The organism is Fontisubflavum oceani, from assembly GCF_030407165.1.
Taxonomy (GTDB): Bacteria; Pseudomonadota; Alphaproteobacteria; order Rhodobacterales; family Rhodobacteraceae; genus Rhodophyticola; species Rhodophyticola oceani.
The window spans coordinates 66,123-92,843 of the sequence record NZ_CP129111.1; the positions used below are offsets into that span (position 1 = coordinate 66,123).

Sequence of the window (26,721 nt, forward strand, 5' to 3'; positions counted from 1 at the left end):
GCGTTCACGGCGAAATGACGTCATCTGACACCTGAGCCAACCAATCCATCACGTCATCCACAACGGGCCGTCGATGGGCTTTGGACCTCGCCAACATATGAAAGTCCTTATCGCCGACCAGGCGGCCCGCAATAGGTTGCACCAGCCGCCTGGCCGCAAGATCCTGTTTCACCAGAAACCGGCTGGCCAAGGCCACGCCCTGCCCCGCCAGCGCCGCATCAAGCGTGAGCGTCGTCTGGCTAAACCGCACGCCACGCTGGCGGGCCAGATCGTCTAGCCCCATCACCTCCCGACGAAAGCGCGGCCACAAATCATGGGTGTCGTGCAGCGGTGGCAGCTTGGTCAATCCATCGGAAGAAAGCGGCAAATCCCGCCCTGCGACCAGCCCGGGCGCGCACACGGCAATCACCTCATGACGGAACAACAGCCGAGCATCGAGGCTCGCGCCAAAAGGCGGTCGCGCTTGTCGAATTGCCAGATCGATACCGTCCGCCTCAAAGCTCGACACACCCTCCGTGGCCAAAATGCGCAGATCGATCTCTGGATGCCGATCCGCAAAGTCAGGCAGGCGGGGGATCAGCCATTTTGACGCAAAGGTGGGGGTCACGCTGATTGTGACCCGTTTCGGCGCGGGGCGCAGGGTTTCGGTGGCGCGGTGCAAAAGCCCGAAGGCTGCCGCGATCTCGGCATGATACGCGCGGCCTGCCGAGGTAAAGGCCAGCCCTTTCGGCAGGCGCTCAAACAGCTTCAGGCCCAGATTGTCCTCCAAGCCGCGCACCTGTTGCGCGACGGCCCCCTGGGTCACGCCCAGTTCTTCCGCCGCCGCCCGGAAATTCAATCGCCGACCGGCGGCTTCAAAGGCCCGCAGGCCATTCAACGGCGGAAGAGGAATTTGCTTTGGCAATAGTTTTTCTATCCTCAGATCGCAGAAGACATGCGTCACCTCTGCTCCGAAACACTCATATACTGAACAAGAAATCAAGTTACCCAATCGGAGGTGAAGCTTATGACTGTAGAGAAAGTCGCCCTGATAACGGCGGGCGGGTCCGGCATGGGCGCCGATGCCGCCCGGCAATTGGCCCGCGATGGCTTGCATGTGGCTGTGCTGTCTTCTTCCGGCAAAGGGGCGGCCTTGGCCGAGGAACTGGGCGGCGTCGGCGTCACCGGATCGAACCTTGACAGCGAGGCTTTAAAAGAGCTGGTCAACCGGTCCGTCGATCGATGGGGCCGTGTTGACGTGCTTGTCAATTCCGCAGGCCACGGCCCTAAAGGCCCCGTTCTGGAAATCTCCGACGAGGATTGGCATCAGGGGATGGAGGTCTATCTGATGAATGTGATCCGCCCGACCCGTCTCGTCACCCCAGTGATGCAGCAAAACGGCGGCGGCGCGATCATCAACATTTCCACCTTCGCAGCCTTTGAACCCGACCCTCTGTTCCCAACCTCGGGCGTGTTCCGCGCAGGTCTCGCCGCATTTACCAAGCTCTTCTCCGACAAATACGCCACCGACAATATCCGCATGAACAACGTGCTGCCGGGTTTCATCGATAGCCTGCCCGAGACCGAAGACCGCCGCACCCGCATCCCGATGGGTCGGTATGGGCGTGCCTCCGAGGTGTCGTCACTGATCTCCTATCTAGCCTCAGAAGGCGGCGCCTATATGACCGGCCAGAATCTCCGCATTGATGGCGGGCTCACCCGTTCGGTCTAATATCACGGCCCGTTGGCGTAGGCGGCACCGGCCAATCACCGCCAAGACAGGCACCGTCTTCACCCTTAAGCCGCATCGTCGCTCTGCCGGTTAACCGCTCCGCCGTTGCGCCCTGCCCCCACGCCGCGCTATGCGTAGGGCGACGGAAGGCGCAGGGGTTACGGCGGGATGCCCGAACAAACCGAAAGCGAAAGCCGCAAGCTGCTCAGCCGCTTGCAGGCCACTCTGGCCGAGGCTGGAGCGGGGCAGGAGCGGCTTGATCGGATCACCCATCTGATCGCCGACTCCATGGGCACCGAAGTGTGTTCCATCTATCTGCTGCGCGATGCCGACACTTTGGAGCTTTGCGCCACCGAAGGCCTCGCGCCGGAATCTGTGCATGTGACCCGGATGCGCATGGGCGAGGGTCTGGTCGGTCGGGTCGCCTCCCGCGCGCACGCAATCAATACCGCCAATGCTCCGGCCGAGCCTGGCTTCCGCTATATGCCAGAGACCGGGGAAGAGCGGTTCTCCAGCTTCTTAGGTGTGCCGATCCAACGTTTGGGCGAACGTCTCGGTGTTTTGGTGGTGCAATCGAAAGAGGCTCGGCAATTCTCCGATGACGAGATCTACGCTCTCGAAGTCGTCGCCATGGTGATTGCCGAGATGACCGAACTTGGCGCCTTTCTGGGCGAAGGTGCCGCCCTCTCGCCACGGCATCAGCAACAGGTGTTGCTCCGTGGCGGGTCTGCCCAGGAAGGTGTGGCCGAAGGCCGGGTCTATCTGCACGAGCCTCGTGTGGTTGTGACCAACCCGATTGCCGAGGATCCCCATGCAGAGTTGGTCCGCCTGCGCGATGCAGTGGATCAGCTGCGAGTCTCGGTCGATGAGATGCTGACGCAGGCCCCCAAGGGCGATGGCGAACAGATGCAGGTCTTGGAAGCCTATCGCATGTTCGCCAATTCGCGGGGTTGGATGCGCCGGATGGAGGAGGATATCGCCCGTGGCCTCTCCGCCGAGGCTGCCGTGGAGAAAGAACAATCGACGGCGCGCGCGCGGATGGAAACCGTGCCGGATGCCTATCTGCGAGAACGGTTGCAGGATCTCGACGACCTCTCGAACCGGATGCTGCGGCTTTTGACTGGCCAAGGCGCGGACGCGGGCGCACAGATGCCCGACAATCCGGTTCTCGTCGCGCGCAATATCGGCCCCGGCGATCTGCTCGATTATGGCCGCTCGTTGAAAGCCGTGGTCTTGGAAGAGGGCTCAGTCGGCAGCCACGCCGCAATTGTCGCGCGCGCCCTGGCTATCCCGTTGGTGGTCAACGCAAAACGCATCACGGCGGAGGCGCTGAACGGCGATCCGATCTTGGTCGATGGCGATCAGGGGATCGTGCATTTGCGCCCCGAAGAAACGGTCGCCGCCGCGTTCCGCGATAAGATGGCGATGGTCGCGGCGGCGCAGGAACGCTACGCCTCGATCCGTGACAAACCGGCAGAGACACTCTGCGGCACGGTGGTCTCCTTACATATGAATGCCGGGCTGATGGCGGATCTGCCTTCGCTGCCCTCCTCGGGGGCGGAAGGCGTGGGCCTGTTCCGGACCGAGCTGCAATTCCTGACCCGCAACAAGGTGCCGCGCCGAGGTGAGCTGGCCGCCCTCTATGCCCGCGTCATGGACAGCGCCGGGGGCAAACGCGTCGTGTTCCGCACGCTTGATATCGGCTCCGACAAAGTGCTGCCCTATATGAAGCCGCAGGATGAGCCGAACCCGGCGCTCGGCTGGCGCGCGATCCGTGTGGGTTTAGACAAGCCCGGCGTGATGCGGATGCAGTTGCAAGCGCTGATCCGCGCAACGAATGGTCGACCCTTGACCATCATGTTCCCATTTGTGGCGCAATTTGAAGAGTTTATCCAGGCACGTGATCATCTGTTGCGGGAGATTGACCGCGAGGACTCGCTTGGCCACACCCTGCCCTCCGCAGTTGAGATCGGCGCGATGCTTGAAACGCCCAGCCTCGCCTTCGCACCACGGCATTTCTTTGAGATGGCCGATTTTATCTCCATCGGCGGCAACGATCTGAAACAGTTTTTCTTTGCAGCAGATCGCGAGAATGAGCGGGTCCGGCGGCGGTATGACACGCTGAATGTGTCGTTCCTGACGTTCCTAGAGCAGATCGTGCATCGCTGCGACGACACCGACACGCCGCTCAGTTTCTGCGGCGAGGATGCCGGGCGGCCAATCGAAGCGCTCTGCTTTGCGGCCATGGGGCTGCGCAGCCTATCGATGCGCCCGGCTTCGATTGGTCCGGTCAAAAGCCTGCTGCGCCGGGTCGATCTGCGCGAGGTCCGCAATGTGATCAACGATGCCCGCGCAACCGGGGCGCAATCGGTTCGCCCGGCGGTGATGGATTGGTTCCGGCAGCAGGGTTGAGCGTTCGCAACTCGAAAATAGGTTACAAAAATCCGCAATCGCGTCGATTTTCGTAACCTATTCGGCTGCGGTCCAAGCGTCCTGCGCCACCACCATCCGGGTCAGCAGTCCCGCCAAATCGCGCCGCTCCTCCTCTGAGAGCGGCCCGGCCAATTTCCCGTTCACACCGCTGACCACGGCGTAAAGCTGCGGCGCGATCCGCTGCCCCAAATCGGTCGGTCGGATCACATGCGCCCGACGGGAGGCCGGATCGGGATGGCGGGCAAGATATCGGAGCGCTTCAAGTGTATCGAGCGACCGGCTGACCTTATACGGCGCCATCTGCAACCGCTCCCCAATTGCAGCCTGGCTGAGCGGGCTGCGTTCCAACACCGTCATCATGATCGCGAAGGACGCCAGATCGAGCCCAAGCGGTGCCAGATTCGCGTTCATCTCGTCATCCAGCCGCGCGGCAAGACGTTTGATCATCCAGCCAAACGAACTCTCCCGCACTTGCTGCGTTGTTTTTTTGACATCCATACCAGCGCCTTAACTCGCCTCGCGCGGCTACGCTACTGTTGCGATAGCAACAATAGCGGAAGCAAGATACACTGTCACCCGACTCAGTACAGATCGAAAGGTACAGCTTATGACCCGCTATCATCCGATCCTTGTCACATTACACTGGATTCTCGCCGCGATGATCATCGGTGGTTTGATCATGGGCGGACAGGTCCTGGCGGCGACGCCAAATGACGACCCGTTCAAGCTGATCTCACTCCGCATGCATATGGGGATGGGCATCGCAATCCTGGCGCTGATGCTGACCCGGTTGATCGTGCGCTTGGTCACCGCAAAGCCACCCGAGGCCGATATTGGTAATGTGGTCCTGAACAAGGGCGCGACTGCCGCCCATTGGCTGTTCTATCTGGTCGTCTTCGCCATGTGTGGTTCGGGCATTGCGATCTCGGTCATGGCCGGTCTGCCAGCGATTGTATTTGGCGGCTCGGGCGATCCATTACCCGTTGATTTCTCGGCTTTTCCGCCCCGTGCCGTGCATGGTGCCCTCGCGACGGTTTTGGGTCTCTTGATCCTCGCCCATATCGGCGCAGCCCTTTATCACCATTTCATCCGCCGCGACGGATTGCTGCGCCGCATGTGGTTCGGCAATCGGCAGGGATAGGTCGGCGCACGGGGGTACAGGCCGCCCTTGCCTAGTGAGCCCAAGACATGACCTGCCCGGTCACGCCGGGCCAATCGCCAAGGCCAAGGACCCGATCTGGATTTGTCGGCGGCGGCATCTGCACGCCCCGAAGCGGCAGAAAGCCGAACTTCGCATAATATGGCGCATCGCCGACCAGCATCACCCGCGACCAACCGGCCTCACGCGCGCGGCTGAGCCCCTGCTCCATCAACAAGCCGCCCAACCCCTCGCCTTGGCGGGTCGGATGCACCGCGATGGGGCCGAGCAACAACGCCTCTACACCAGCTTCGCCCACACGAACCGGCCAAAACCGCACCGCACCCGCCAAAATGCCATCGCCATCTCGCGCCACATGGCAGAGGTCGCGCACCGCTGGCACGCCATCCCGCAACCGATAGCTCGACAGCGCCTCGCGCCCGGGCGCGAAACATAGATCGTAAAGCGCCTCGACCTCCCATCGGTCATCAGGCTCTTCGCGGAGCAGGTGATACATGGGGGCCCGTGTCGTTCATTTGTCTCTGGCCTTGGCCCTAACACGCGGCTAACTCCTTGCCAAATTAGAGAGGCTTATCGACCATGTTCTACAGACCAGAAGACGGCCACGGGCTGCCGCATAACCCGTTCAACGCCGTGGTGACGCCGCGCCCGATCGGTTGGATTTCTACACGCGCTGCAGACGGGTCGGAGAACCTGGCCCCCTATTCCTTCTTCAACGCCGTCGCCTATGTCCCGCCGCAGGTGATGTTCGCCTCGACCTCGGCGAAACTCGACCGGGGCGATACCAAGGACAGCGTCGCCAATATCCGCGACACCAGCGTCTTCTGCGTCAATATCGTGGAGTATGCAGCCCGAGACGGGATGAACCATACCTCGGGCGACTGGACGAAGGAAACCGACGAATTCGCGCTGGCCGGGATTGCGCGCGCCGAATGCGAGACGATTGCCTGTTCCCGCGTGGCCAAGGCACCGGCCAATCTGGAATGCAAACTGACGCAAATCGTCCAGCTGCCGGGGGCGGCAAATTTCGTGGTGTTTGGCGAGGTCACGGGCGTGCATTTGCGGGAAGATTGCCTGGTCGACGGGATGTTCGACGTCACCAAATTCCGCCCGTTGGCCCGGCTTGGCTATCGCGATTACACGGCGGTCGAGGAGGTCTTTTCACTCTCTCGACCTGGAGAGTGACCTTGCACATGGTCGGCGCATTGCCCCGATGAGTGGGGGAGCGCCCGGAGCGGTTGTCGGCCTGCTCCTCTGCCGATAGCTTGATCACAAACCGGATGCGAGGGGACGACAGATGGAGACGATGATCGGCGTCATTGGCGGCTCGGGCGTCTATGAGATTGACGGGCTTGAGGATGCAACCTGGACGGAGGTCGCCAGCCCCTTCGGCGCACCCTCTGATGCGATTTTGGTCGGGCGTTTAGACGGCGTCAAAATGGCGTTTCTGCCGCGTCATGGCCGGGGCCATGTGCACACACCTTCGTCAGTGCCTTATCGCGCCAATATCGATGCGCTGAAGCGCTTGGGCGTTACAGATGTGATCTCGGTCTCGGCTTGTGGGTCGTTTCGGGAAGAGATGGCGCCGGGTGATTTTGTCATTGTGGATCAATTCATTGACCGAACGATTGCCCGCGAGAAGAGCTTCTTCGGCCCCGGCCTTGTCGGCCATGTGAGCGTTGCCCATCCAACCTGCCCCCGACTTGGCGCGGCCTGTCTTGAGGCGGCGCATGCCTCGGACATCACCGTCCATGACGGCGGCACCTATCTGGCGATGGAGGGGCCGCAGTTTTCCTCCCTCGCGGAGTCGATCATGTATCGCGACACTTGGGGCTGCGACGTCATCGGCATGACCAATATGCCGGAGGCGAAATTGGCGCGCGAGGCGGAGCTTTGCTATGCCTCGGTGGCGATGATCACCGACTATGACAGTTGGCATCCCGATCATGGCGAGGTTGATATCGCAGAGATCATTGCGACACTGAGCGGCAATGCCGGCAAAGCGAAATCCCTGGTTTCCAAACTGCCAGGCCTCTTGGGGTCCGAGCGCGCGCCTTGTCCGCATGGCTGTGATCGCGCCTTGGAGTTCGCGATCCTGACCGCGCCCGACAAGCGTGATCCGGCGATGGTTGAGAGGCTCTCGGCCGTGGCCGGGCGGGTTTTGTGAGGCTCGACGGGCTTGATCTGGCGCGCTTTGCGGCTTTTGCCGGGATGGTCTTTGTAAATTTCCGGCTCGCCGCGCAGGTGGTGCCGGGGGACGACATCTACTCGACTCTGACCGGGTTGCTGGAGGGCCGCGCCGCGGCGCTTTTCGTGGTCCTAGCGGGTGTCGGTTTCGTCCTTGGGCGCGGCGAGGTACGGGGGACCCTGATCCGCGCCGGGCTGCTTTTCATCCTCGGCATGGCCAATATGGTGCTGTTTGACGCCGATATTCTACATTTTTACGCGATCTACTTCCTGGTCGCACTGATGTTTGTCGCCGCCTCCGCCCGCGTGCTTTGGCTCGGCGCTGCGGGGTTCATTCTGGCCGCGCTGATCGGACTTATCCTGTTCAACTATGAGCGCGGGTGGGATTGGCAGACGCTTACATATGCGGATTTCTGGACCCTGCCCGGGTTTCTCCGCCACACATTCTACAATGGCTGGCATCCGGTTATCCCATGGGCCGCGTTTTTCCTAATCGGCATGGCGCTTGGACGGATGAATTTGGCGGAACGCCGGGTCCAAATTCAGTTGCTGCTTTGGGGGAGTGCGGTTGCGCTCATCACGCGCTGGCTGGCGGGCCTGCTTGCGGCCACTGACCCCGAACTGGCCGAATTGCTGACCACTGCGCCGGTCCCGCCCGGTCCCGCCTATATGCTCGCGGCCTCGGGCAGCGCGGTTGCGGCTATTGGGGCGGCCCTTCTGGCGGCCCCCTATCTCGGTGGCCTGCTCGGCTGGTTTACCCGGCCCGGACGCCAGGCCCTGACACTCTACCTCGCGCATATCTATCTGGGCATGGGTGTGATGGATGAAATCGGCCTGCTGAACGGGCAGCTTGACCCCGCTGAGATCTTCTGGATTAGCTCCGGTTTCATTGCAGTGACCGTGGTCTATGCCTGGGCTTGGCAGTTCGTTGCCCGATATGGACCGCTTGAGGCAGCGATGCGGGCGTTGTCGCGCCGCCCGGTCGCAGAAGGAGATCGAAGATGAGTTTCGAGATTTGGTTGGCCTTTACTGCGGCCTCAACCGCATTGCTGCTGATCCCCGGGCCGACGGTCCTGCTGGTCCTGTCCTACGCCCTCAGCCAAGGCCGCCGGGTCGCCGTCTCCACCGCCGCCGGGGTGGCTGTTGGTGATCTGGTGGCGATGACCGCCTCGCTGGCCGGGCTTGGCGCGTTGGTCTTGGCCTCCGCCACGCTCTTCACAATCCTGAAATGGGCCGGCGCGCTTTACCTGATCTGGCTTGGGATCAAGCTGATCCGCTCTGCGAGCGCCTCCGGTCTGACCCATTTGCCAAACACATCCGAGATCACGGCCGGCAAAACCTTCGGCCATGCCGCCACTGTCACCGCCCTGAACCCGAAATCGATTGCATTTTTCATTGCCTTCGTGCCGCAATTCATCGATCCGAACGCGGCGCTGATCCCGCAATTCGCCATCCTGATCAGCACCTTTGTGGCGCTGGCGACGATCAACGCTCTGGCCTATGCGCTGCTTGCTGATCAACTCCGCAGCCGCCTGACACGGCCCGGCGTGATCCCCTGGCTGACCCGCGCGGGCGGCGCCACATTGATCGGCATGGGCGTGCTGACCGCAACACTCCGCCGCGCGCAAGCGTAACGCGCCACCGGACGCGGCACAGCCGTGGCAACGCGGGCGGCGGAGGGCTCCCGAAGGGGGCGTGACGGCGCGCGCCCTCCGCGCAACAGTTCCGCCAAAGCGCCCGTTTGCAACTTGAACCCGGCGCCACGCTCGCCCATCACATACCCCATGCTGACCCGCCGCACATTTCTTGCCGCTCTCGTCCCCCTGCCCGTGGCGGCACAGGAATTCATCGCCGTCCCGGGATTGATCAGCGACGAGGCGTTTTACCGCCTGGTCACCTGCGGTGCAGAACCCGATGGCGCCTGCTCCAAGCCGCAAATCCGCTGGCCCGAAGATCAGCAGTTGCGCCTGCGCGTTGGAATTGCGCAGGTTGGCTTCACCTTCCCAAGCTACAAGCTCGATCTGGTGGATACCGCGCTGGATCAAGCGATTGACGAGATCAACGGCTCCGGCGCGCGGCTGTTCCTGGAGCGGGTCTATGAGGGCGAGTTCGACATTCCGGTCTATCTGCTCGACACACCCCAAGGCGGACAGATCACTGGCACCGGCAATCAGGAACTGGACGGCGCAGACATCTCCATTGGCCGTGTCGCACTTCGCTCGCGCGGCGACGAGATCACCGCCGCCGCCATCGCCATTAGCCGGGATATTCGCCGCCGCGAGATCGCCAGTGTCATCCTCGAAGAGCTTGTCCAGGCGCTTGGGCTGCATACCGATATCGCCTCCCCCGCCTATCGCCGCTCGATTTTCTCGGAGGAGAGCAATTCGGTCACCCGGCTAACCGGCCAAGACGTCGCAGCGCTCCGGCGCCATTACCCGCGTCTATAACCCAGCTATAAACGCTGTTCCCGCGCGCCAAACCCGCTACACTGCCCCTGGCCCGCCCACGCAAAGGACCCGCTCGCAGATGCTCGACCAAAAACAGGTGCAAGATTACATCCGCACGATCCCCGATTTCCCGCATGAGGGCATCCTATTCCGAGATGTCACCACCTTGTTCCAAGATCCGCGCGGATTTCGCTTGGCGGTGGACCAACTCCTGGCCCCATTTGTCGGGCAACAGATCGACAAAGTCGCAGGGCTTGAGGCGCGGGGCTTCATCCTGGGCGGCGCGGTGGCGCATCAACTCTCCAAAGGCTTCGTGCCGATCCGCAAGGCCGGCAAGCTGCCGGCCAAGACCATCTCGCAGGATTACGAGTTGGAATACGGCCAGGCCACGGTCGAGATCCATGACGATTCCTTCAGCCCGGGCGAGGCCGTCTTGCTGGTCGATGATCTTCTGGCGACTGGCGGCACGGCCGAGGCCGGGATCAAACTGATCGAACGTTTGGGCGCGCAGGTTGTCGGCACCACTTTCGTAGTGGATTTGCCGGATCTCGGCGGGCGGGCCAAGCTGGAGACGATGGGTATGTCCGTCCATGCGCTTTGCAGCTACGCAGGCGCCTGATCCAAAGGCTTACCCGTCAAGCCGTCGGCGGATCGCGGTCCAAATCTGCACCTCGGAAAGCCCGTCACTGGCGATCACCTCGCCATCAAGTACGACGGAGAAGAGCGCCGAAGGGGCAACCGCCCGTGTCCGCGCCGCTTGCGCCGAATCCAGACGCTCATGACGCGCCGCCAAACCGGCAGCCCGCGCCAGCCCGAGAAGGGCCTCCGCACGTGCCTCCAAATCTGAAGACAGCCCGGTGCTTTGGACCACGAGGCCCGGCCCAAGACGTTCCGCGCGGAGCGCCCAATCTTTCGGAATCCGTGGCAGAGCGATCGGCCCCGTAGAACCTTCCCCATCAACCGGGTCTTCCCCGGCCCCTCGTCCAGACAGACATAGCGCCGCCCGGTGATCATATCCGGCGGGATCAGGCCGAGGGCCGAACCCGAGAGCGCCAGAACCGACGAAAATCCGTAAAACCGCGCCCACTCCTCCACCGCAGTCCACAATCGGCGGACCGTCTCGGGGGCGGTCGACTGCGCCCCAACACGGAGGTCGTGCACCACCACGGCTTCTTCGGCACCGGCAATCGGCACCCAGGCCGCCCGGCCAGGTGTGAAGGCGATGAGACCCAGGTCAGGCGTCCGCAACATGCGCAATTGCAGCCCTTCCTGAAACCGCGCCAACAACCAGTCGCGCCGCATGGCGGGCCCGGTTATCGCTAGGGCCTGGTCAATCTGATCAAATCCAAACCGCTCCAAAGTGGGCGGTGTGACGGTTAGCAATTCTTTGCGTTGTCGGACCATCATGGCCTCCGTCAGATTGGCGCGTTTCCAAATATTAGTATGACTTGAAAAATTTCAGCTGCCTTGATCTGCCGCAAATCTTCGTTGTTGCGCGATTTCCGGCTGAATGAACCCTTGGGCAGATATGCCGTGATTGGTTGCGCCGTCTCTTTTAGGCGCGGTTTGATTGTCGGAGCTGTTTGGAATTGCAGTCCATTGCACGGGAGCTCTCGACCTTCGGGAAACGGGCTTGTATGGCTCTTCTCGTGGCCGCTTGCTGGAATTGGTAGACAGACCGGACTTAAAATCCGAGGCTTTCGGGCGTGTGGGTTCGAGTCCCACAGCGGCCACCATCCGAATCGCGTTTTCTAAGGGAACGATTTGATCTCGCGCGCCAAATCCGTGGCAAGAATTCCGGTCAGACTTTCGCCACCTCCGCAAGCTTCCGTCCGACCCGCGTCATCACATGAAAGAAGGGCGGCGCATCCCCACGCCGCCCCTCCAGGGCTGTTGATCCGTGAATGACGCTCAGGCGACGGCGCGATCCATTGGGAGGCCCGCAACCGGCTCCCATGTCAGATCACCCGTATAACGGAGTGCGACTTGGCCGCTGGCATCCATCTGGAAGAGATGCAGCCAGCCATTGTCCAGCAGGTCCCGCAATCCCTCATGTTGCTCAATCACCGCATTCATCGCGCTGACCGGTGCTTCGACCACTGCGGAAAGCCGCATCGGCTCGTGGATCAACCGCTCACCATCATGCACCGATTGCAGGGGAGGCCGGGCCGAAGATCGCCGCCCGTGCCCTCCAAAACGCCAACCAGGCCAGAGACATTGTGCAGGACTTTGTTGCCAGCCCCGAAGACCTTGTTGTCGACCGAAGAGCCGTAATACTGCAGGTTGATCCAGCTGGCCACGACCAGGGGCGCCGTCAGGATCAACTCCAAAACACCAAAGCCGTTTTCCGCATCCGCCTGCCACTCATAGGAATGCAAGAAGGAGCGGCCCGCCAAATCAGTGCCTTGGGTCCGGTGACGCGGGGCGGCAATGAACGCCGCGCAGCCCGCGAGCGCCCATTCGGGCCGCACCTGAGACCAATCCCGCGCCCGGGCCGCAATCGCCCCATCCAAGTCGAGACCCTTATCAAGTGACAGAAGCGATGCGCGCTCCGCCCGGGCCAGACCGCCCGCCTCTTTCAAGGCTTTCTGCAGCTGAGCAAGGTCATCGGCATGGCTCTCAACCACATTGTCGATGTCAAACAGCGCGACTTGATCGGTGGTGGTATCATGCAAAGCCGCGATGAACACTGTATCCGAGGGGAGGTCGATCCCATGATCGGGCAGTTCGGCCCGCACTTGAGGGTCGTTCAAGAGCTTGGCCACCAGCCGGGCATTCGCCTCGCCTGTGTGACCGCCGCAGGCGCCACAATCCAGGCCCGCCGCGTGCGGATTGTTGAGACTTTGCCCACCATGCCCGGCTAGCATCACGATCCGTGCAAACGGCCCTTTGGCCATCGACATCGCACCCAGGATCGTGGCGGCAGTGGCGGCCCGATCTGCGGGTGGGATCACGTCGAGGGAAGGGGTCAAGGTGGCCGCTTCCGCATCGGTCAGACCCGCATTGCCTTGGCCAAGCGCCGTGGTGCCGCGCAGCGACTGCGCCAGCAGCTTCGGCGCATAGCTCAACCCAAGCGCCTCGACATAGCCGAAACTGGCCACAGCGGCTTGTTTGAAGCGTGTCCAGAGCGATTTCGCCGCGATCCGGCCCTGACGCGTGGCGGCGAGCTCTGCATTGGTCTCATCGGACGCCTCGCCCGCCGGGCTCAGCAGAACCGGGCACCGTGCGGTGGAGTGTGCCGCACCAAGCGGACGGTAGGACAATGCCGCGCCGAAGAACCCGGCAAACCCGATGGTCTCGACCCCGGGAAGCGTGGTTTCAAGCGCGCGCCGGAAAACCTCGGAGCGGACATCGATACAGAAAGCCGCTTGCACATTTGGACGCTTGGGCGCGGCGGGTGTCTCCTGCCCCAGTTCCGCAAACACCTCCCGCTGCCAGCCATGCTCATAGGCGATTTGCAGCGCCAATGCGGCGCGATCTTCAACACCCGCCTTTGGCAGATCGGCGTAGGCGGCTTTCGCCTGCTCCCAAGCCGCGCGATCCACATGCGGCAGAAGCAGCGCCTCCCAAACCATCCGAACCGTCAGGAGGTCACGGAGCGAGTTATCAGTCTCGCCCGCCAGTTCCGCCTGCCAGAGATGATACCGGGCATGCCCTGCCCAGCCAGAAATCGTGTAAAGCGCCCGGGTGAAGACCTCGGCCAATACGGCTTCGGACAATCCAAGCTCACCAGCGGCCCAGAGTAGTGCCGCCTCCGCATCGTCGGGCAAGGCGGAGATTTTTGCACGTGCGCCGATGACGCCAAGGATCTCGGCACTGGCGTCATGGGCGGCCTCAGCCTTCCACGCGGCCCAGAGCCCGCCAGCCCCGGCCAGTTTCCACGCGGCCTGGCCTGTGTCGAAATGCGCGGCTGCGAAGCTTGCGATCCGTTCGGTCACATGGGCTGGCCAATCCCTACCAGTGGTTTCAACCGCCAGATCGGCGACGGTCTTCCAAGGTGTTTTACCTTCCGGGCCGGCCTCATCGGCCAAACGACCCAAAGCCAATCCATCCACCGCCACGTCCGGCATTTGCGCCACTGCATAGTCGAGATCGGCGCCGGTGATCCGCCCGGTCGTGATCGCGTTGGCATATTCTTTCCGCGGCAAGGTCATCTGCGCCCCGGCGATTTTGCCGACATAGGCCACAGCCTCGTCAAAGGGCCGGTCGGCCAGGCCCAGGAACGGGTTCACGGCGACAAAGCTGCTGAGCGGCCAGATTGGTGCCAGGCGGCGGCCCGCGCTATCGGCGGCGGTGGCAATGGCCTGCGGTGTCAGATCGGCGGTGATGTCGGTCATCAAGGTCATTGTTTTGGTCCTTCCGCGTGCATCAAGCTTTGAGCGAGGGCGCCAGCGCCCGATTGAGGGTGGTGGTGGCGTAGAAGCCATTGCGCAGATGCACCGCGAAGGCCTGCCAGCGGCCCGACGCCACGGCACGGGGTGCGGCAAGCTGTATCCATGCAGTGAGCGCGAAGACCGCCAGCATCAGCCCCATCAGGAGCGCGGTGCCGAAGGAGACGGCACCCGTCACCGGAACGGCGCTTGCCACCAGGGCTTCGGTGCCCAATTGCAGCCCGAAATAGAGCGTCGAGAGCATGACGGAGGCCAAAGCCGCCTTGGCCACCAGAGCACCGCGCGCCTGCTGCCCCAAGGCCAGCGCCATCAGATGGGCGAGGCCAAAGACCAGGATGGCCCCAAGGACAACCAGCGCCGGTTTGCTCTCCAGCGTCACACCGAAGGCCCATCCGGTGCCCAAGACCGTCAGCGCCGCGACACCAAGTGCCAGGCCCATATCGGAGAGTTTCGGCAGCGCCAGCCGGTGGCCCAACTTGGCCCGTGCCTGATCGACCACCGAACCGGAGCCGAGGAAGGCATGCGCTTTGTAGAGCGAGTGCGCCACGATATGCAGGAGTGCGGTCGAGAAGGCCCCGAGCCCGCATTGCAGCAGCATGAAGCCCATTTGCGCAACCGTGGACCAAGCCAAGCTCACCTTGATCGAGGTCTGCGCCAGCATCACCAGCGAGGCCAGCGCGGCCGTCAACCCGCCGACGATGGCCAGCAGATGCATGGCCGGCCCGGCGACCAGGAACAGATCGGCGAAGCGGATCACCAGGAAGCCGCCCGCGTTGATCACGCCAGCATGAAGCAGGGCCGAAACCGGCGTCGGCGCGTCCATCACCTCGGTCAGCCAGCCATGGGTCGGGAATTGCGCCGATTTCAGAAGCGCGGTGATCGCTAGGAAGATCGCGGCCCAGGTGAGGCCGCCGGGGATCTCACCGGTTTGCAGCTGTGCAGTGATCGTGGCGATCTCGCCAGTGCCGAAGCTTTGGAACAGGATCACGGCCGCCGAGATCAGGAACACATCCCCAATCCGGGCAAAAAGGAATTTCTTCCGCGCGGCGAGCCGCGCAATCGGGCGCTCGCCATAGAAAGTCAAAAGCCGATGCAGCGACAGGCTAGTCAACATCCAGGCCAAGACCAGTTGCAGGACATTGCCCGACATCACCAGAAGCATCACCGCGCCAAGTGTCAGGGCCAGCCCGCCGGAAAACGCCCCCTGCCGTGCGTCCCCATCCATGTAGTTCCGGGCATAGCGCAGCACGACCCAGCCAATGAAGCTGACCAAAGCCATCATCACCGCTGAGAGCGCATCAAGCCGGATTTGCAGGCCGAGACCATTGGCACCGATCAGCGCAGAGCTTGTTGGCCCCTGCAACATCACCGTCACCGCGATAGCCGCAGCGATGACAAGCGCAAGGAGGCTCGCCGCATTAATCAAGGCCAAGCTGCGCGCGGGGCGCATGCCCGGGCCCGCGAAGGCAACAATTGCGGCGGCAATCAGGGCCAGCGGCGCAAGATAGGCGAGGAAAGTCATGGGGCACGTCTCCGGTCAGTCTGTTCTGCGTTCGGGGAGATGTAGCGGCCAAATGAATAGAATAAAAATATATTGTTATGCGAGTAACGTTCTATATTGTAGAACATATGGCAAAACTGAATTACACCCATCTGCGCGCCTTCCATGCCGTCGCGCATGAAGGCAACCTGACCCGGGCCGCCGAGACCCTGGGCGTGGCCCAATCCGCTGTCTCCACCCAGATCAAAACACTGGAGGCCCGTTTGGGCCATGCGCTCTTTGAACGGCGCGGGCGGGTGCTGCATCTGACCGAAGCCGGGCGCATCGCGCTGGATTGCGCTGATACGGCGTTTGAGGCGGGTGAGGAGTTGCTGGAGACGCTCGCTGGACGCGTGGCCGCGCGGCAGGTGCTCAGGGTCGGTGCCTTGGCCACGCTGTCGCGGAACTTTCAGCTTACGTTCTTGCGGCCACTCTTGGGCGCGCCCGATGTCTCGGTGGTGCTCCGCGCGGGGTCTTTGGCGGAACTGCTGGCCGAATTGGAAGCGCTCCGCCTCGACGTGGTGCTGCTCAACGAAGCCCCACGCCATGATGCGGCCACGCCGTGGCGCAGCCACCGGATCGACGATCAACCTGTGCGGTTGGTGGGTCATCCCCATCGTCTGCCGAACGGTCGGCCCGTTGCGGAGATCTTACGCGATACGCCGCTGATCCTGCCCAGTGAGGGGAACACGCTGCGCACCCAGTTCGACCGGATTTGCGAGCGCCTGGACGTCATGCCCGTGATCGCGGCGGAGGCCGATGACATGGCGATGATGCGTCTCTTGGTCCGGGAAGATGCCGGTTTGGCGCTGGTCCCGCCGATCGTGGTCAGGGATGAATTGGAGAGTGGCCTTTTGGTCGAAGCCCCGCAATTGGAAGACCTGCATGAGGAGTTTTGGGCAATCACCCTGCCCCGGCAGTTTCCAAACCCGCTTGTCTCGAAGGTTTTGGCATCGCCAAACTGAAAAGCGCGCCCCAGAGGGACGCGCTTTTCAAGCAGCTTTTCCTGTGGTGTGGATCAGGCGGCTTCGGCCTGGTTCCGGCGTTCGCTTTCTTCACGGCTGAGCGCGACGGAGGTGCGCACACCATTGCCCACAAAAGCCATCAGCCCCGACACAACCCGCTCATTGGGGTCGATACCGGCACAGCTCAGCACTTCGCGCCCATCGCGGGAACGCGCCCAACGGGCGATCTGCTCCGGCCCGTTACCATATTTCTTGTCGTCGGCAATCGCATCATCCAACGCAGCCAGTACAACAGCGGCAAACAGTTTGCGCGACCGTTGGCCTTGCTCAAAGTTGAAGGCAGTGCCATCAACGAAATCTCGCATTTCGTCGTCCTTTTTATTGCTCTTGCATTTTCGGCGTGACGCCTCTTATGCCGCTTTCTTGTGCGATTCTGTGATGCAATCTTTGCATACATGATATTCGCCAAACGCATAGCTCGGCGAAAAACTGCACTGAACTCGGTGTATTGCCACCCCGCTAGCCGCCAGATATAGGTCGGCTCAAGCAAATCACAAGGTTTTGCCACAGTTTTGACAGGGTTCGGACGATGCCAAAGATCAACGGAAATGAGATTCGCCCCGGAAATGTGCTTGAACACAATGACGGGTTATGGGCTGCGGTGAAGGTCGATCATGTGAAGCCCGGCAAAGGTGGGGCCTTTGCACAGGTCGAACTCAAGAATCTGCGCAACGGGTCGAAGCTGAACGAGCGGTTCCGCTCCGCCGACAAGGTCGAGCGGGTGCGTTTGGAACAGAAAGACCAGCAATTTCTCTATGAATCCGATGGGATGCTGGTGTTCATGGATGCCGAAACCTATGAGCAGATTGAGCTGCCCGCCGACCTGCTTGGCGACCGCCGCCCGTTCCTGCAGGACGGCATGACCATCGTTGTGGAGTTCTATGAAGACGAGGCGCTCAATGCGACAGTGCCGCAGAAAGTGACGTGCAAGATCGTCGAGACGGAGCCGGTCGTGAAGGGTCAAACAGCGGCCAACAGCTTCAAACCAGCGGTCCTGGACAATGGTGTGAAAGTCATGGTGCCGCCCTTCGTCGGGCAAGATGAGGACGTCATCATCAACACTGAGACAATGGAGTACTCCGAACGCGCCTGATGTGGCCAGGTGGAGACGGGGCGGACGGATCGTGGCGGCACGCTAGCGTAGGATGCCAGCTTTGCCGCACGAAGCTGCCTTTGAATTCCTCCAGATCCGTGTCCGCTTCGGTTGCATTGCAACGCGAATGACAGCAACGTGGTCGTGAGTGGCAGTCACCTTGCGCGTGGTGATTTGCTGACAGCATGCAAAGGATGTCTGTGCACGGCTGAAAGATGGGAAAGCACACGTGAAGGTTTCACATGAGCTACAGGGGCTGTTCTCGCGGCTTGGCGTTGCCAGAACGTTTCCGAAACGCTTCACGCTTCTGCATGCCGGTGATGTGAGCCGACACGCCTATTTCATCGAGTCAGGCTGTATTCGGCTTTGGCACAACAATGATGGCGCCGATGTCTCTGTGAAGTTCTTCCTGCCTGGCGAGCTGTGCGCCTCTTTGCAGAGCATGCACACTGGAGACCCAAGCAAATACGAGCATGAGACCATTACACCTTGTGTGGTGCGAATTCTGAACAAATCCGAGCTGGAGCAGGAAGCCGCAAAAACGCCCGGCATGAAGGATTACATGGAGTCGGTCATCGTCCACTGCCTAGTGAACTACCAGGACCTCTTCGTTGACCGGATTGGCAGACCGCCGGAGGAGCGGTACAGGGCGTTGATCAACGACGACCCTGCCGTTCTCGACCTTGTGCCGCTGCATTACATCGCGTCTTATCTTGGGATCACGCCGGTCTCGCTCAGCCGCATCCGCAAAAAAGCGCAGTTCTCTTAACAATCGATAAGGCGCCGCGCCGCACCTCTTTGTAAGGCCCGCCGTATAGGGTGCTGCTGTCCCTGGCGAAGGCCTTCATCGCCGTGCGCCAATAAGGGGGACACAGCACGGGAACGCCACCTGCGGTTGCGCGCCGCTACAAAGGAATATCGATATGAATTCAAGACTGCTGGCCGGTCGACTCTTGCTTCTGCTTGGTCTCATCGGGGGCTTCGTCAGCTTTTGGTACACCATCAGTTTCACCTGGAACCCTGCGTTTCAGTCTGTGAACCTGCCCGATGCACCGACCCATTCAAACTACCATGCCTTTCGCGGTGCGATGCTGGCGCTCGGGGTCAACCTGCTGCTTGTCTGGGTCGCGCTGACGGCGGCAAAGCTCACGAAAGAAGCCTGGGGCATCGTGACCTTCATGACCGTGTTCTACTACATCGGCTGGTGGGCAGCCTGGCCGATCTGGGGCTTGCACGCGCCCGACATTGTCGCCGAAATGAACCATGTGATCGGCACGGTTGGCGGCTTGGGCGGCCTGCTCCTCCTCCGGCCACGCAACACTGCGTGACGTGGCGTGTGTGTGGTTGGCTGCCTTCAGGATGGCCAACCCCGCATTATTCTCAAACAACACCTTCATGATTGAGGACAAAGTTCATGAGTCCCGGAAGATCCTTACTTTGCCAAGATCCTGAGACCGGCGCCTTGAAGCTAGTCGAAACCATTCGGAGTGCGCCTAAATCCGGAGAGGTGGAGATCGAAATTGCAGCGGCGTCAGTCAATCCAATCGATATACAGCGGGCCCTGGGATATGGTCGCAAGCTCTTGTCATTGCTCGGCGCCGGTGAGTTTCCAATGGTTCTTGGCAATGATTTCGCCGGGACGATTTCTGCCGTCGGCGACGGCGTTACGTCATATAACGTCGGGGACCAGGTGTTCGGCGCTAAGAAGCCCTCCCGAGCGGGCACTCATTCGAGCCATGTTTGTGTCAAGGCGGGTCCAGCAACACTGGCCATGGTCCCTGACGGAACTGACTTGAAAACTATCGCCGCACTTCCCTACAGCTTCACGACAATGTGGCTGGCAGTGCGGGGTGCCGGTCTCACAACAGAGAATGCGCCCGGTAAGAACGTCCTCATCCACGGTGCCGCGGGGGGTCTGGGTTCGCTTGCCATACAGATGCTGTCGGATTGGGGCGCCGAGGTCACGGCGATTGCGTTTCCTAAAGACCATGACCACTGCTTGGAGCTAGGGGCCAGCAAGGCCGTCGATCTCTCCAGCACCCCTTTCAGCGAGTTGGCGGGTTTGTTCGATGCGACGCTTAACTTTGCGACTTGGGATCATGACCAGCAGCTTCTTGGCTGTTTAAAAGAGAACGCCTTTGGGCATGCGACAACAGTTCACCCGCTGCTACGGACCTTCGACGAAAGCGGTTTGATCAAGGGCGCTGTTAAGACCTTCCTGGGCAAGCGCGCCAGCCGCAAGGCCCTACCGGAGGGCGTAAAGAACTATCAGTGGACGATTTTCCAACCCAACGCGAATGCGCTTTCTGAGTTGGCGCGCCTTCTTCACAAAGGACAGGCAAAGCTTGAAGTCGGCCTTGAAGTTCCGTTGTCGGATGGAAGATCGGCATTTGATCACATTGAGGGTCGGAAGGCGGGGCGCGTTGTCTTGATCCCCTGAAGGTCTGAGTTCTGGAACAGCCACGCCTGTCGTTTCCGCACGTTTAGTGCGATCCACTGGACATGATCTGAAACAACCATTCGTTGCATACCGGCAATGCGGGGGTGAAGGCACAAATCACCCCTTGGAAGGCCGCAGCCATTCGCATCAGAGGTCTAATCCTGCCCGCCCGTCCAAGGGGATCTCGGCCCGCGTCTGGTACCAGTGCGCGGCACCCGGCTGAGATCTCCCAAGGGTCGGTCATCGGCGCCGCGCGGCGCGCTTCGGCGTTGTATGCGGGGGATGCCGCTGCGGCGCGTCACACGGTATTCGACGTCTTCATGCGGTGGTTTGCCCTGGGTCTCGGCCCAATACCCGGCCCCGCCCCTGCGAAACCAAACCGGGAGCATAAACAGCACGCCGGCCACAAAGCCACCCGCATGGGCCCAATAGGCGACCCCGCCACCGGCCGCATCGATGGCAATCCCGTTGAAGAGTTGCAGCGCGAACCAGAGTCCCAGCATCAGCCAGGCGGGAATGGTGAAAATCTTGATGATGACCACAATGATCACAAGAACATCGATCCGTGCCCGCGGGAACATCAGGAGATAGCCGCCCATGACCCCCGCGATGGCGCCGGACGCGCCCACCATCGGCACAGTCGAGTTCGGATCAGACAGGATCTGCCCAAGCCCGGCCGCAGCCCCAGATGCGAGATAGAAGATCAGAAAGCCAAAATGGCCCAGAAGGTCTTCGAGATTATCGCCAAAAATCCATAAAAACAGCATGTTGCCGATGATGTGCATCCAGCCACCATGCAGAAACATCGAGGTCAGCAGCGGCAGGGCCTCGCCGTCCCGCAAAAGCTGCACCGGGACCAAGCCCCATTCGTCGTAGAACCCTGCCAATTGCACCGGGCTATCTGCCAGGCCGGGGTAATAGCTGAGAAAAATCACGACGTTCATCGCGATCAGTCCATAGGTCACGATGGGCGTGCGATCAGATGGGTTATGGTCGCGAATTGGAAACATTGCGCATAAGAGTGACGCCTCGGCCTAAGAGGTCAAGGGAAACCCGTCTCGAAAGGGCGGCTTGTTACTCGAGCTCTTCGGCGGCCAGCGCCATGCGGATTTCACGGCGGACCATTTTGCGGACATTGCGGGTGATCCGCTGGCCCAAAATGCCCTGCATCTCCTCGCGCACAACCTCGGCCACAATCTCACGGAGCACCTCCTCGTCGATCTCCGTCGCGGCCTGCTCGGGGAAAGTGAAGAGACCCGGCTCCTCGCCCAAATCCTCCACATCTTCCAACCCGTCTTCACCAGAGGGTTCCTTCAGTTGTGCGCCCAAATCCACAACCCGGTCGCGGGCTGCGGTGCGGCTGAACATAGGAGTGGTGTCAGGCTCTGCCTCAGCGGGCTCTTCGGCTTCGACAGGTTCGTCAAGGCTCTCGGGCTCCGACCAATCTGTCTCATCGGCGTTCTGCTCGGCCTGCTCTTGAAGGTCGTGATCTTCTGCAGCGGGCTCGTCGGAGGTTGCGTGGTCTTCGGCCAACTCGGCGACCTCACCGCCCGCGTCATCATCCTCGACAACCTCGGTCGGCGCTTCCACCTCGAGAGCGCCCTCGTCTTGATACGGCTCCGGCTCGTCCTTGCGCGCCTGGCGCAGCGCTGCGATGTCGAGAGCGGCGTCGCCGCTGGTCGCGTCAGGCCAGTCATTGTCCCCCTGCTCGGGTTCAAACGGACCATGCTCGACAGCGGCTTCTTCGGGGCCCCCGTCGGTCTCGGCAACAGCCGCTTCTATCTCTGCGATGGCCTCTGCGGCGGCCTCGTCCGCTGCCGCCGCCTCGGGGTCAGAAGCGTCTGCGACGATCTCGTCCTCGGAGATATCCGTTGACGAGTCATCGTCCACAGCGCTCTCGGGATTGTCGTGATCCTCCGCCTCCTCGCTGACCGAAATCGGCCGCCACGGATCGTCAGGGTCGGCGATGCGCAGAGCCGGTGTCAGAACCAGTTTTCCTTCGGCATCTGCCTGGACCTCCGCCCCCTCGATGGGTGCGGGCTTGCTTTCGGTGGCAGGGTGGTTTTCGGAGACAAGCCGACGGATTGACGACAAAACATCCTCAATCGCTTCTGATTTTGCTGGATCAGACATGCGCAACCTCTCCTCGACTCGCCTCGATTCCCCGCATGGGCGGGTGTTCTTGTAGGCACGAGGATAACCGCAGCCGCGATCTCACACAATGGATAGCTCAATATCCGCAGAACCTGGCAGATTACGCCAGTGCCTTGTCACTCGCGGCCAAGACGCTCCAACACGCTGTCCAACCGGTCCCCGCGGACCGTCGGCGATCGCGGAGGTCCGCTGCCATAGGCGTTGTAATACGCACTTGGGTCATATTGCGGCACATCGAGATCAAGATGATCGACCGTCAGCAATCCGACACTGGCAAGCGCCGAATAGGCCCCGACATAGAGATCAGCCTGCGCCTGGATACGGCTGATCCGCGCATCTAGAAGATCCTGCTCCGCATCCAACACATCAAGGGTGGTTCGCGCGCCAAGCGCGGCCTCTTCCCGGACCCCTTCAAACGCCAGACGCGCGGCGCGAATCTGTTGATCGGAGGATTGGATTTGCGCATTGGCGATGCGCAGTTGCGCGTAAGCATTGCCAACGGTTTGGATGATCACCCGAACCTGCTGCTGCAACTCGAACTCCGTTGCGCTGAGTGTGGCGATGGCGGTGCGTTCCAGCGAAAAGAGCTGTCCACCGCGATAGATCGGCTGCGTCAGGGTTAGGCTGAGCGAGCTGCTTTCGCCATCATTTCGATCGCCCCAGGTTTCTCCGGCTTCCGCGCGGAGCGAGAGAGAGGGGCCATAATCCGTCCGGGCGGCAGCCAGAGCGAACTCATCCGCGCGCACTTCGTGCTGCAAGCCCAGGATCGTGGGGTGCTGTTGCCGCGCCAGGCTGTCGGCATCGGACTCGGTATCTGGCAAATCGGGTAGTGCACCCGGACCGATGAGGCCCTCAGATGGACGCCCGACCGCGATGGTGAAGAGTTCCCGGCTGATCTCAAGCTGACCACGGGCAGCGGCCAGAGCGGAGCGCGCGGCGGCCAGTTGGGCTTCGGCCTGCGCCACATCTGTCCGCGTATCCTCGCCAACCTCGAAGCGGTCCCGGGCGGCGCGAAGCTGTTGCGTCACGACCCGCACGTTGCTTTCGCGAACCTGCACCACCTGAATATCGCGCCAGACATTCATATAGGCCCTAACAGCATCGAGCAGCACTTGCTGCTCCAGCGCGATCAAGCTCTGCCGCGCCGCCAAAACGGATTCCTCCGCCGCATCGACGAGACGGCGCGTCCCCCCGCTATCGTAGATCAGAAGATCCGCGACCAGAGACAGGCTGTTGGTGGTCGTGTCGGTGATTGAATTCCAACTGCTGTTGGCAACGAAATTGACAATCGGACGCAGACCCGAAATCTGCCGCGCCACGCCTTCATCCTGCAACCGCAGGAGATAGCGGTTTTGCTCCAAGATGCTAGAATTCTCATAAGCATCGCCCAATGCATCGCGCAGGTTGTCCGCCTGAGCGGCTTTCGGTGCCGCACCAAGGCTCAGGGCAACCCCTAGAGCAGCCGCAGCGGTAACAATGGATCGAGTCATATGTCCTGCCTCATGATGGCCCGATGCGGGCCGCAATGTTGGTCTAAAATTGGAAACTCGGCACTGCTTCGAAACCGGATAAGATCGGCGCCGTTGCGTTAAAGGCCATCCGCCAGTTCATCCGGCCATCAACCTTGCGACCGATGCGGCATTCGCCCAAAGCCCCGTCCATGAAAATCGCCGCGATACGGCCACCTTCCTTCAACTGATCAATGATCGCATCGGGCAGAGTTTGTACCGCACCCTGAATGCAGATCACGTCATAGGGTCCGTGCTTGGCGCTGCCGTCTGTCAGCGGCGCTTCGATCACAGCGGCATTGTCGACGCCCTGTTGCCCAAGGATATTTTCTGCTTCCTTTGCAAGCGTCGGGTCTTCTTCAACCGCGACCACAGCCTCGGTCATCCGCGCCAAAATCGCTGTGGAATAGCCCAACCCTGGCCCAATATCGAGCACCAGATCACCGGGCTCCAAATCAAGGGCATCCAGCATTTTTGCCAAAACACGCGGGTCCAACACGACGCGCCCAGGCGCCAGATCAACATGCGCACCGACATACGCCAGATCTAACTTGTCATCGGGCATATAGGCTTCGCGCGGGATGGTGAGCATCGCATCGATGATCGGGAACTTGGTCACATCGGATGGGCGCACCTGCGTGTCGACCATAATTGTGCGGCGGGACGCGAAGTCGGTCATGAACTGAACCAATGAGTATAGTTTCGTTTGTGCCGTGATGGCACAAGCGCCCAGACTTCGCAATAACTATGGCGCGGACCGCGACCATTCTCCGCTGGCCTGCCGATTGTTCGAAGCTTTTACCGCTTGCACCGTCTCCCCCAATTCGCTACCCCCGAGCAGCACCACGGAGGGCGAGTTGGCGGAGTGGTGACGCAGCGGATTGCAAATCCGTGTACACCGGTTCGATTCCGGTACTCGCCTCCATTTCTTTCTAAATCATAGGGTTAGCGACTGAACGGTCGGGTGTAACACAAAGTGGGACACACGCCCTATGATGCTGTCATCCTATCTAAGCCCTTCAAGACATGGGATTTACTACTTTCGCTGGCCCATTGCCTCATCCAAAGAAGGAAGACGAACAAGCGTCCGTATCTCCCTACGAACACGTTGCCCGGATCGGGCTGGTGATCTCGCGCGTTATCTTGCATCTTGCGGCAGATTGTTGCGGAATAACAGGGCATTGATGCGACTGAGACAAGACGAGATACGCACGCTGGTGCAAAGGTACTTCCGTGCGCAACTCGACAAGTATCTTGAACACATGAACGACAGGGGCTTCCCTGAACAATCCATCGACACAATGCGGCAAGAGTTGGCGGTGCAAGGAAATGCAGCCGAGGGCGAAGATCTTCTTGCTGACACCTACCTTAACAATGACGCGTTTCGCGAAGTGTCTGGGCTGAACGACCAGCAATGGGACGAGAACCTGCCTTCGCTACGCCGGGAATGGCGCAAGGGCCGCCGAGACATGCTGACACGCGTTCTGGAGGCCGTAGAACGCCTTGAGCACTATTCCTATGACGAAGCCCCGGCCATAGCGTCAGCCCTTCCTGCACCCGCTCCGCAAGCCTCATCGTCCTTGGGCGTGGCGGTGGATGATTTCATCGCTGAGCATTCCCGCCAATGGGCTGATAAGACCACCGGCCAGAACCGGGCTTACCTGAACATCCTTGTTGAATACTTCGGCCCGGATCGGCTTCTTGCCACGATCACCAAGCAGGATGCGAGCGAGGTCAAGAAAGTGTTGCAGGCGCTACCGTCCAGCCGCAACACCAAGCCCAAGTTTAAAGCCATGCCGTTGATGCAGGTCATCAAGGAACCGGGGCACAAGAAGATCGCGGCCAAGACGATCAACAGCCATATCCAGATGTTCAAGATGTTCTTCGACTGGGCGGAACGGCACGGACATGCGCCGCACGCCCTCTTTGAAGGCATGAAGGTACCGAAGGACAAGGCCAGCGAGAGTGAGCGCAAGCCGTTTACACCGGACCAAGCGCGCTTGATCTACACCGAGTTGACAGAAAACCCGTCCGGACTGGTGCGCAAAGACAGCCACAAGTGGGGAATGCTCTTGGGCATGTTCACCGGGGCGCGTCTGAACGAGATTTGCCAACTCGACATTGCCGATGTGAAGCAGGACGGCGATACTTGGTTCCTGAACATCACCGACGAAGGCGACGACACCAAAAGCGTCAAGTCGAAAGCAGGACGGCGTAAGGTGCCGCTGCATTCCGAGTTGATCCGCATTGGCTTTCTTGAGTTCGTGGACTGCCGCCGGAACGGCACACGCCTGTTCCCAGACTACAGCTACAGCGCCAATGGCGGCTACGGTCGCAACTTGGGCCGCTGGTGCAATGAGAGTTTCTTGCCCAAGCTGGGGATCAAGCAGCCGGGTCTTGTCTTCCACAGCCTGCGGCACACCGTGGTGACGCGACTGGGGCAAGCGAACGTGCCAGAGCCGATCATCCAGTGCATCGTCGGCCACGCCCGGTCAGGCGTCACGCAAGAAGTGTATCTGAGGGAAGGCTACACCTTGGCGCAGTTGAAAGAGGCCATTGACCGCTTCGCCATCGGCCAAGGGAGATAGTCGGTCAGGTGGTTGGGGCCGTTCCGATTGGCCCCTTCCATTAGT

At 61.1% G+C, this 26,721-nt stretch carries 25 protein-coding genes, 2 tRNA genes and 1 pseudogene; 17 read left to right on the forward strand and 11 right to left on the reverse strand.

Annotation, left to right across the window (positions count from 1 at the left end):
• Window positions 1–4 precede the first annotated feature (4 nt).
• Window positions 5–904, reverse strand: a complete 900-nt coding sequence (locus QTA57_RS00370; protein ID WP_407933488.1) for a LysR substrate-binding domain-containing protein — start codon at window positions 902–904, stop codon at window positions 5–7.
• A 102-nt stretch (window positions 905–1,006) separates the two neighbouring features.
• Between QTA57_RS00370 and QTA57_RS00375 the strand changes: the two genes are divergently transcribed.
• Together QTA57_RS00375 and ptsP are read left to right on the forward strand one after the other, a co-directional pair.
• Window positions 1,007–1,711 carry an SDR family oxidoreductase gene (locus QTA57_RS00375; protein ID WP_290153102.1) on the forward strand — a complete coding sequence of 235 codons (705 nt, stop codon included), beginning with the start codon at window positions 1,007–1,009 and terminating at the stop codon, window positions 1,709–1,711.
• Window positions 1,712–1,879: 168 nt separating this feature from the next.
• Window positions 1,880–4,123 (forward strand): phosphoenolpyruvate--protein phosphotransferase, encoded by a 2,244-nt coding sequence (gene ptsP, locus QTA57_RS00380; RefSeq protein WP_171557885.1) that lies wholly within the window; start codon window positions 1,880–1,882, stop codon window positions 4,121–4,123.
• Window positions 4,124–4,180: 57 nt separating this feature from the next.
• Here ptsP and QTA57_RS00385 read toward each other — a convergent pair whose 3' ends face one another.
• Window positions 4,181–4,642: a MarR family winged helix-turn-helix transcriptional regulator gene (locus QTA57_RS00385; protein WP_290153103.1), complete on the reverse strand. Its 462-nt coding sequence runs from the start codon at window positions 4,640–4,642 to the stop codon at window positions 4,181–4,183.
• A gap of 109 nt (window positions 4,643–4,751) precedes the next feature.
• Between QTA57_RS00385 and QTA57_RS00390 the strand changes: the two genes are divergently transcribed.
• The gene (locus QTA57_RS00390; protein WP_290153104.1) at window positions 4,752–5,285 is read left to right on the forward strand and encodes a cytochrome b; all 534 of its coding nucleotides are present in this window, start codon (window positions 4,752–4,754) and stop codon (window positions 5,283–5,285) included.
• A gap of 31 nt (window positions 5,286–5,316) precedes the next feature.
• Here the strand turns inward: QTA57_RS00390 and QTA57_RS00395 are convergent, their stop codons facing one another.
• Window positions 5,317–5,799: a GNAT family N-acetyltransferase gene (locus QTA57_RS00395; protein WP_290153105.1), complete on the reverse strand. Its 483-nt coding sequence runs from the start codon at window positions 5,797–5,799 to the stop codon at window positions 5,317–5,319.
• Between the two features lie 83 nt (window positions 5,800–5,882).
• Between QTA57_RS00395 and QTA57_RS00400 the strand changes: the two genes are divergently transcribed.
• The 6 genes from QTA57_RS00400 (at window position 5,883) to QTA57_RS00425 (ending at window position 10,556) form a co-directional block, all read left to right on the forward strand.
• The gene (locus QTA57_RS00400; protein ID WP_290153106.1) at window positions 5,883–6,488 is read left to right on the forward strand and encodes a flavin reductase family protein; all 606 of its coding nucleotides are present in this window, start codon (window positions 5,883–5,885) and stop codon (window positions 6,486–6,488) included.
• A gap of 112 nt (window positions 6,489–6,600) precedes the next feature.
• Window positions 6,601–7,470, forward strand: a complete 870-nt coding sequence (locus tag QTA57_RS00405) for an S-methyl-5'-thioadenosine phosphorylase (protein ID WP_290153107.1) — start codon at window positions 6,601–6,603, stop codon at window positions 7,468–7,470.
• Window positions 7,467–8,495, forward strand: coding sequence for a DUF418 domain-containing protein (locus tag QTA57_RS00410; RefSeq protein WP_290153108.1), 1,029 nt, complete (start codon window positions 7,467–7,469; stop codon window positions 8,493–8,495). Before QTA57_RS00405 ends, QTA57_RS00410 begins: the two co-directional genes overlap by 4 nt.
• Window positions 8,492–9,124, forward strand: a complete 633-nt coding sequence (locus tag QTA57_RS00415) for a LysE family translocator (protein ID WP_171557873.1) — start codon at window positions 8,492–8,494, stop codon at window positions 9,122–9,124. The genes QTA57_RS00410 and QTA57_RS00415 overlap by 4 nt, the downstream gene beginning before the upstream one ends.
• Window positions 9,125–9,274: 150 nt before the next feature.
• Entirely contained in the window at window positions 9,275–9,937 is a 663-nt protein-coding gene (locus tag QTA57_RS00420; protein WP_290153109.1) for a DUF2927 domain-containing protein, read from the forward strand.
• A gap of 79 nt (window positions 9,938–10,016) precedes the next feature.
• Window positions 10,017–10,556: an adenine phosphoribosyltransferase gene (locus tag QTA57_RS00425; protein ID WP_290153110.1), complete on the forward strand. Its 540-nt coding sequence runs from the start codon at window positions 10,017–10,019 to the stop codon at window positions 10,554–10,556.
• 74 nt (window positions 10,557–10,630) lie between these two features.
• Here the strand turns inward: QTA57_RS00425 and QTA57_RS00430 are convergent, their stop codons facing one another.
• Complete coding sequence (locus tag QTA57_RS00430; RefSeq protein WP_290153111.1) at window positions 10,631–11,341, reverse strand: hypothetical protein; 711 nt, start codon at window positions 11,339–11,341, stop codon at window positions 10,631–10,633.
• Between the two features lie 247 nt (window positions 11,342–11,588).
• Here QTA57_RS00430 and QTA57_RS00435 point away from each other — a divergent pair.
• Window positions 11,589–11,673, forward strand: a tRNA-Leu gene (locus tag QTA57_RS00435).
• A 175-nt stretch (window positions 11,674–11,848) separates the two neighbouring features.
• On the opposite strand, the pseudogene QTA57_RS00445 reads toward QTA57_RS00435, so the two are convergent.
• Together QTA57_RS00445 and QTA57_RS00450 are read right to left on the reverse strand one after the other, a co-directional pair.
• Window positions 11,849–14,364: pseudogene (locus QTA57_RS00445) on the reverse strand (YbcC family protein).
• Complete coding sequence (locus tag QTA57_RS00450) at window positions 14,306–15,850, reverse strand: NADH-quinone oxidoreductase subunit L (RefSeq protein WP_290153114.1); 1,545 nt, start codon at window positions 15,848–15,850, stop codon at window positions 14,306–14,308. Before QTA57_RS00450 ends, QTA57_RS00445 begins: the two are co-directional and overlap by 59 nt.
• Before the next feature lie 107 nt (window positions 15,851–15,957).
• Between QTA57_RS00450 and QTA57_RS00455 the strand changes: the two genes are divergently transcribed.
• Window positions 15,958–16,833 carry a LysR family transcriptional regulator gene (locus tag QTA57_RS00455; RefSeq protein WP_290153115.1) on the forward strand — a complete coding sequence of 292 codons (876 nt, stop codon included), beginning with the start codon at window positions 15,958–15,960 and terminating at the stop codon, window positions 16,831–16,833.
• A 53-nt stretch (window positions 16,834–16,886) separates the two neighbouring features.
• Here the strand turns inward: QTA57_RS00455 and QTA57_RS00460 are convergent, their stop codons facing one another.
• Entirely contained in the window at window positions 16,887–17,198 is a 312-nt protein-coding gene (locus QTA57_RS00460; RefSeq protein ID WP_121899636.1) for a DUF6280 family protein, read from the reverse strand.
• A gap of 224 nt (window positions 17,199–17,422) precedes the next feature.
• On the opposite strand from QTA57_RS00460, the gene efp reads away from it, so the two are divergent.
• The 4 genes from efp to QTA57_RS00480 all read left to right on the forward strand — a co-directional run bounded on the left by efp (window position 17,423) and on the right by QTA57_RS00480 (window position 20,426).
• Window positions 17,423–17,986 carry an elongation factor P gene (efp, locus tag QTA57_RS00465; RefSeq protein ID WP_290153116.1) on the forward strand — a complete coding sequence of 188 codons (564 nt, stop codon included), beginning with the start codon at window positions 17,423–17,425 and terminating at the stop codon, window positions 17,984–17,986.
• Window positions 17,987–18,215: 229 nt separating this feature from the next.
• Window positions 18,216–18,755: a Crp/Fnr family transcriptional regulator gene (locus tag QTA57_RS00470; protein WP_290153117.1), complete on the forward strand. Its 540-nt coding sequence runs from the start codon at window positions 18,216–18,218 to the stop codon at window positions 18,753–18,755.
• 154 nt (window positions 18,756–18,909) lie between these two features.
• The gene (locus QTA57_RS00475) at window positions 18,910–19,314 is read left to right on the forward strand and encodes a hypothetical protein (protein ID WP_290153118.1); all 405 of its coding nucleotides are present in this window, start codon (window positions 18,910–18,912) and stop codon (window positions 19,312–19,314) included.
• A gap of 179 nt (window positions 19,315–19,493) precedes the next feature.
• On the forward strand, window positions 19,494–20,426 hold the full coding sequence (locus QTA57_RS00480) for an alcohol dehydrogenase catalytic domain-containing protein (RefSeq protein ID WP_290153119.1): 933 nt from the start codon (window positions 19,494–19,496) through the stop codon (window positions 20,424–20,426).
• Between the two features lie 155 nt (window positions 20,427–20,581).
• On the opposite strand, the gene QTA57_RS00485 is transcribed toward QTA57_RS00480, so the two are convergent.
• The 4 genes from QTA57_RS00485 to QTA57_RS00500 all read right to left on the reverse strand — a co-directional run bounded on the left by QTA57_RS00485 (window position 20,582) and on the right by QTA57_RS00500 (window position 24,767).
• Window positions 20,582–21,436, reverse strand: coding sequence for a rhomboid family intramembrane serine protease (locus tag QTA57_RS00485; protein WP_290153120.1), 855 nt, complete (start codon window positions 21,434–21,436; stop codon window positions 20,582–20,584).
• 64 nt (window positions 21,437–21,500) lie between these two features.
• Window positions 21,501–22,559 (reverse strand): hypothetical protein, encoded by a 1,059-nt coding sequence (locus QTA57_RS00490; RefSeq protein WP_290153121.1) that lies wholly within the window; start codon window positions 22,557–22,559, stop codon window positions 21,501–21,503.
• A gap of 137 nt (window positions 22,560–22,696) precedes the next feature.
• Window positions 22,697–24,070: a TolC family outer membrane protein gene (locus QTA57_RS00495; RefSeq protein ID WP_171557856.1), complete on the reverse strand. Its 1,374-nt coding sequence runs from the start codon at window positions 24,068–24,070 to the stop codon at window positions 22,697–22,699.
• Window positions 24,071–24,113: 43 nt separating this feature from the next.
• On the reverse strand, window positions 24,114–24,767 hold the full coding sequence (locus tag QTA57_RS00500) for a protein-L-isoaspartate O-methyltransferase family protein (RefSeq protein ID WP_171557855.1): 654 nt from the start codon (window positions 24,765–24,767) through the stop codon (window positions 24,114–24,116).
• A 172-nt stretch (window positions 24,768–24,939) separates the two neighbouring features.
• On the opposite strand from QTA57_RS00500, the gene QTA57_RS00505 reads away from it, so the two are divergent.
• Window positions 24,940–25,013 (forward strand) — tRNA-Cys (locus QTA57_RS00505).
• 235 nt (window positions 25,014–25,248) lie between these two features.
• Window positions 25,249–26,676 carry a site-specific integrase gene (locus QTA57_RS00510; protein WP_290153122.1) on the forward strand — a complete coding sequence of 476 codons (1,428 nt, stop codon included), beginning with the start codon at window positions 25,249–25,251 and terminating at the stop codon, window positions 26,674–26,676.
• The last annotated feature ends 45 nt before the right edge of the window (window positions 26,677–26,721 follow it).

Coding starts and splice junctions, on each gene's coding strand:
- ptsP (WP_171557885.1), top strand. CDS start 1,880: ATGCCCGAACAAACCGAAAGCGAAAGCCGCAAGCTGCTCAGCCGCTTG.
- QTA57_RS00485 (WP_290153120.1), bottom strand. CDS start 21,436: ATGTTTCCAATTCGCGACCATAACCCATCTGATCGCACGCCCATCGTG.
- QTA57_RS00400 (WP_290153106.1), top strand. CDS start 5,883: ATGTTCTACAGACCAGAAGACGGCCACGGGCTGCCGCATAACCCGTTC.
- QTA57_RS00475 (WP_290153118.1), top strand. CDS start 18,910: ATGAATTCAAGACTGCTGGCCGGTCGACTCTTGCTTCTGCTTGGTCTC.
- QTA57_RS00460 (WP_121899636.1), bottom strand. CDS start 17,198: ATGCGAGATTTCGTTGATGGCACTGCCTTCAACTTTGAGCAAGGCCAA.
- efp (WP_290153116.1), top strand. CDS start 17,423: ATGCCAAAGATCAACGGAAATGAGATTCGCCCCGGAAATGTGCTTGAA.
- QTA57_RS00375 (WP_290153102.1), top strand. CDS start 1,007: ATGACTGTAGAGAAAGTCGCCCTGATAACGGCGGGCGGGTCCGGCATG.
- QTA57_RS00405 (WP_290153107.1), top strand. CDS start 6,601: ATGGAGACGATGATCGGCGTCATTGGCGGCTCGGGCGTCTATGAGATT.
- QTA57_RS00395 (WP_290153105.1), bottom strand. CDS start 5,799: ATGTATCACCTGCTCCGCGAAGAGCCTGATGACCGATGGGAGGTCGAG.
- QTA57_RS00385 (WP_290153103.1), bottom strand. CDS start 4,642: ATGGATGTCAAAAAAACAACGCAGCAAGTGCGGGAGAGTTCGTTTGGC.
- QTA57_RS00500 (WP_171557855.1), bottom strand. CDS start 24,767: ATGACCGACTTCGCGTCCCGCCGCACAATTATGGTCGACACGCAGGTG.
- QTA57_RS00490 (WP_290153121.1), bottom strand. CDS start 22,559: ATGTCTGATCCAGCAAAATCAGAAGCGATTGAGGATGTTTTGTCGTCA.
- QTA57_RS00425 (WP_290153110.1), top strand. CDS start 10,017: ATGCTCGACCAAAAACAGGTGCAAGATTACATCCGCACGATCCCCGAT.
- QTA57_RS00420 (WP_290153109.1), top strand. CDS start 9,275: ATGCTGACCCGCCGCACATTTCTTGCCGCTCTCGTCCCCCTGCCCGTG.
- QTA57_RS00430 (WP_290153111.1), bottom strand. CDS start 11,341: ATGGTCCGACAACGCAAAGAATTGCTAACCGTCACACCGCCCACTTTG.
- QTA57_RS00450 (WP_290153114.1), bottom strand. CDS start 15,850: ATGACTTTCCTCGCCTATCTTGCGCCGCTGGCCCTGATTGCCGCCGCA.
- QTA57_RS00390 (WP_290153104.1), top strand. CDS start 4,752: ATGACCCGCTATCATCCGATCCTTGTCACATTACACTGGATTCTCGCC.
- QTA57_RS00455 (WP_290153115.1), top strand. CDS start 15,958: ATGGCAAAACTGAATTACACCCATCTGCGCGCCTTCCATGCCGTCGCG.
- QTA57_RS00495 (WP_171557856.1), bottom strand. CDS start 24,070: ATGACTCGATCCATTGTTACCGCTGCGGCTGCTCTAGGGGTTGCCCTG.
- QTA57_RS00415 (WP_171557873.1), top strand. CDS start 8,492: ATGAGTTTCGAGATTTGGTTGGCCTTTACTGCGGCCTCAACCGCATTG.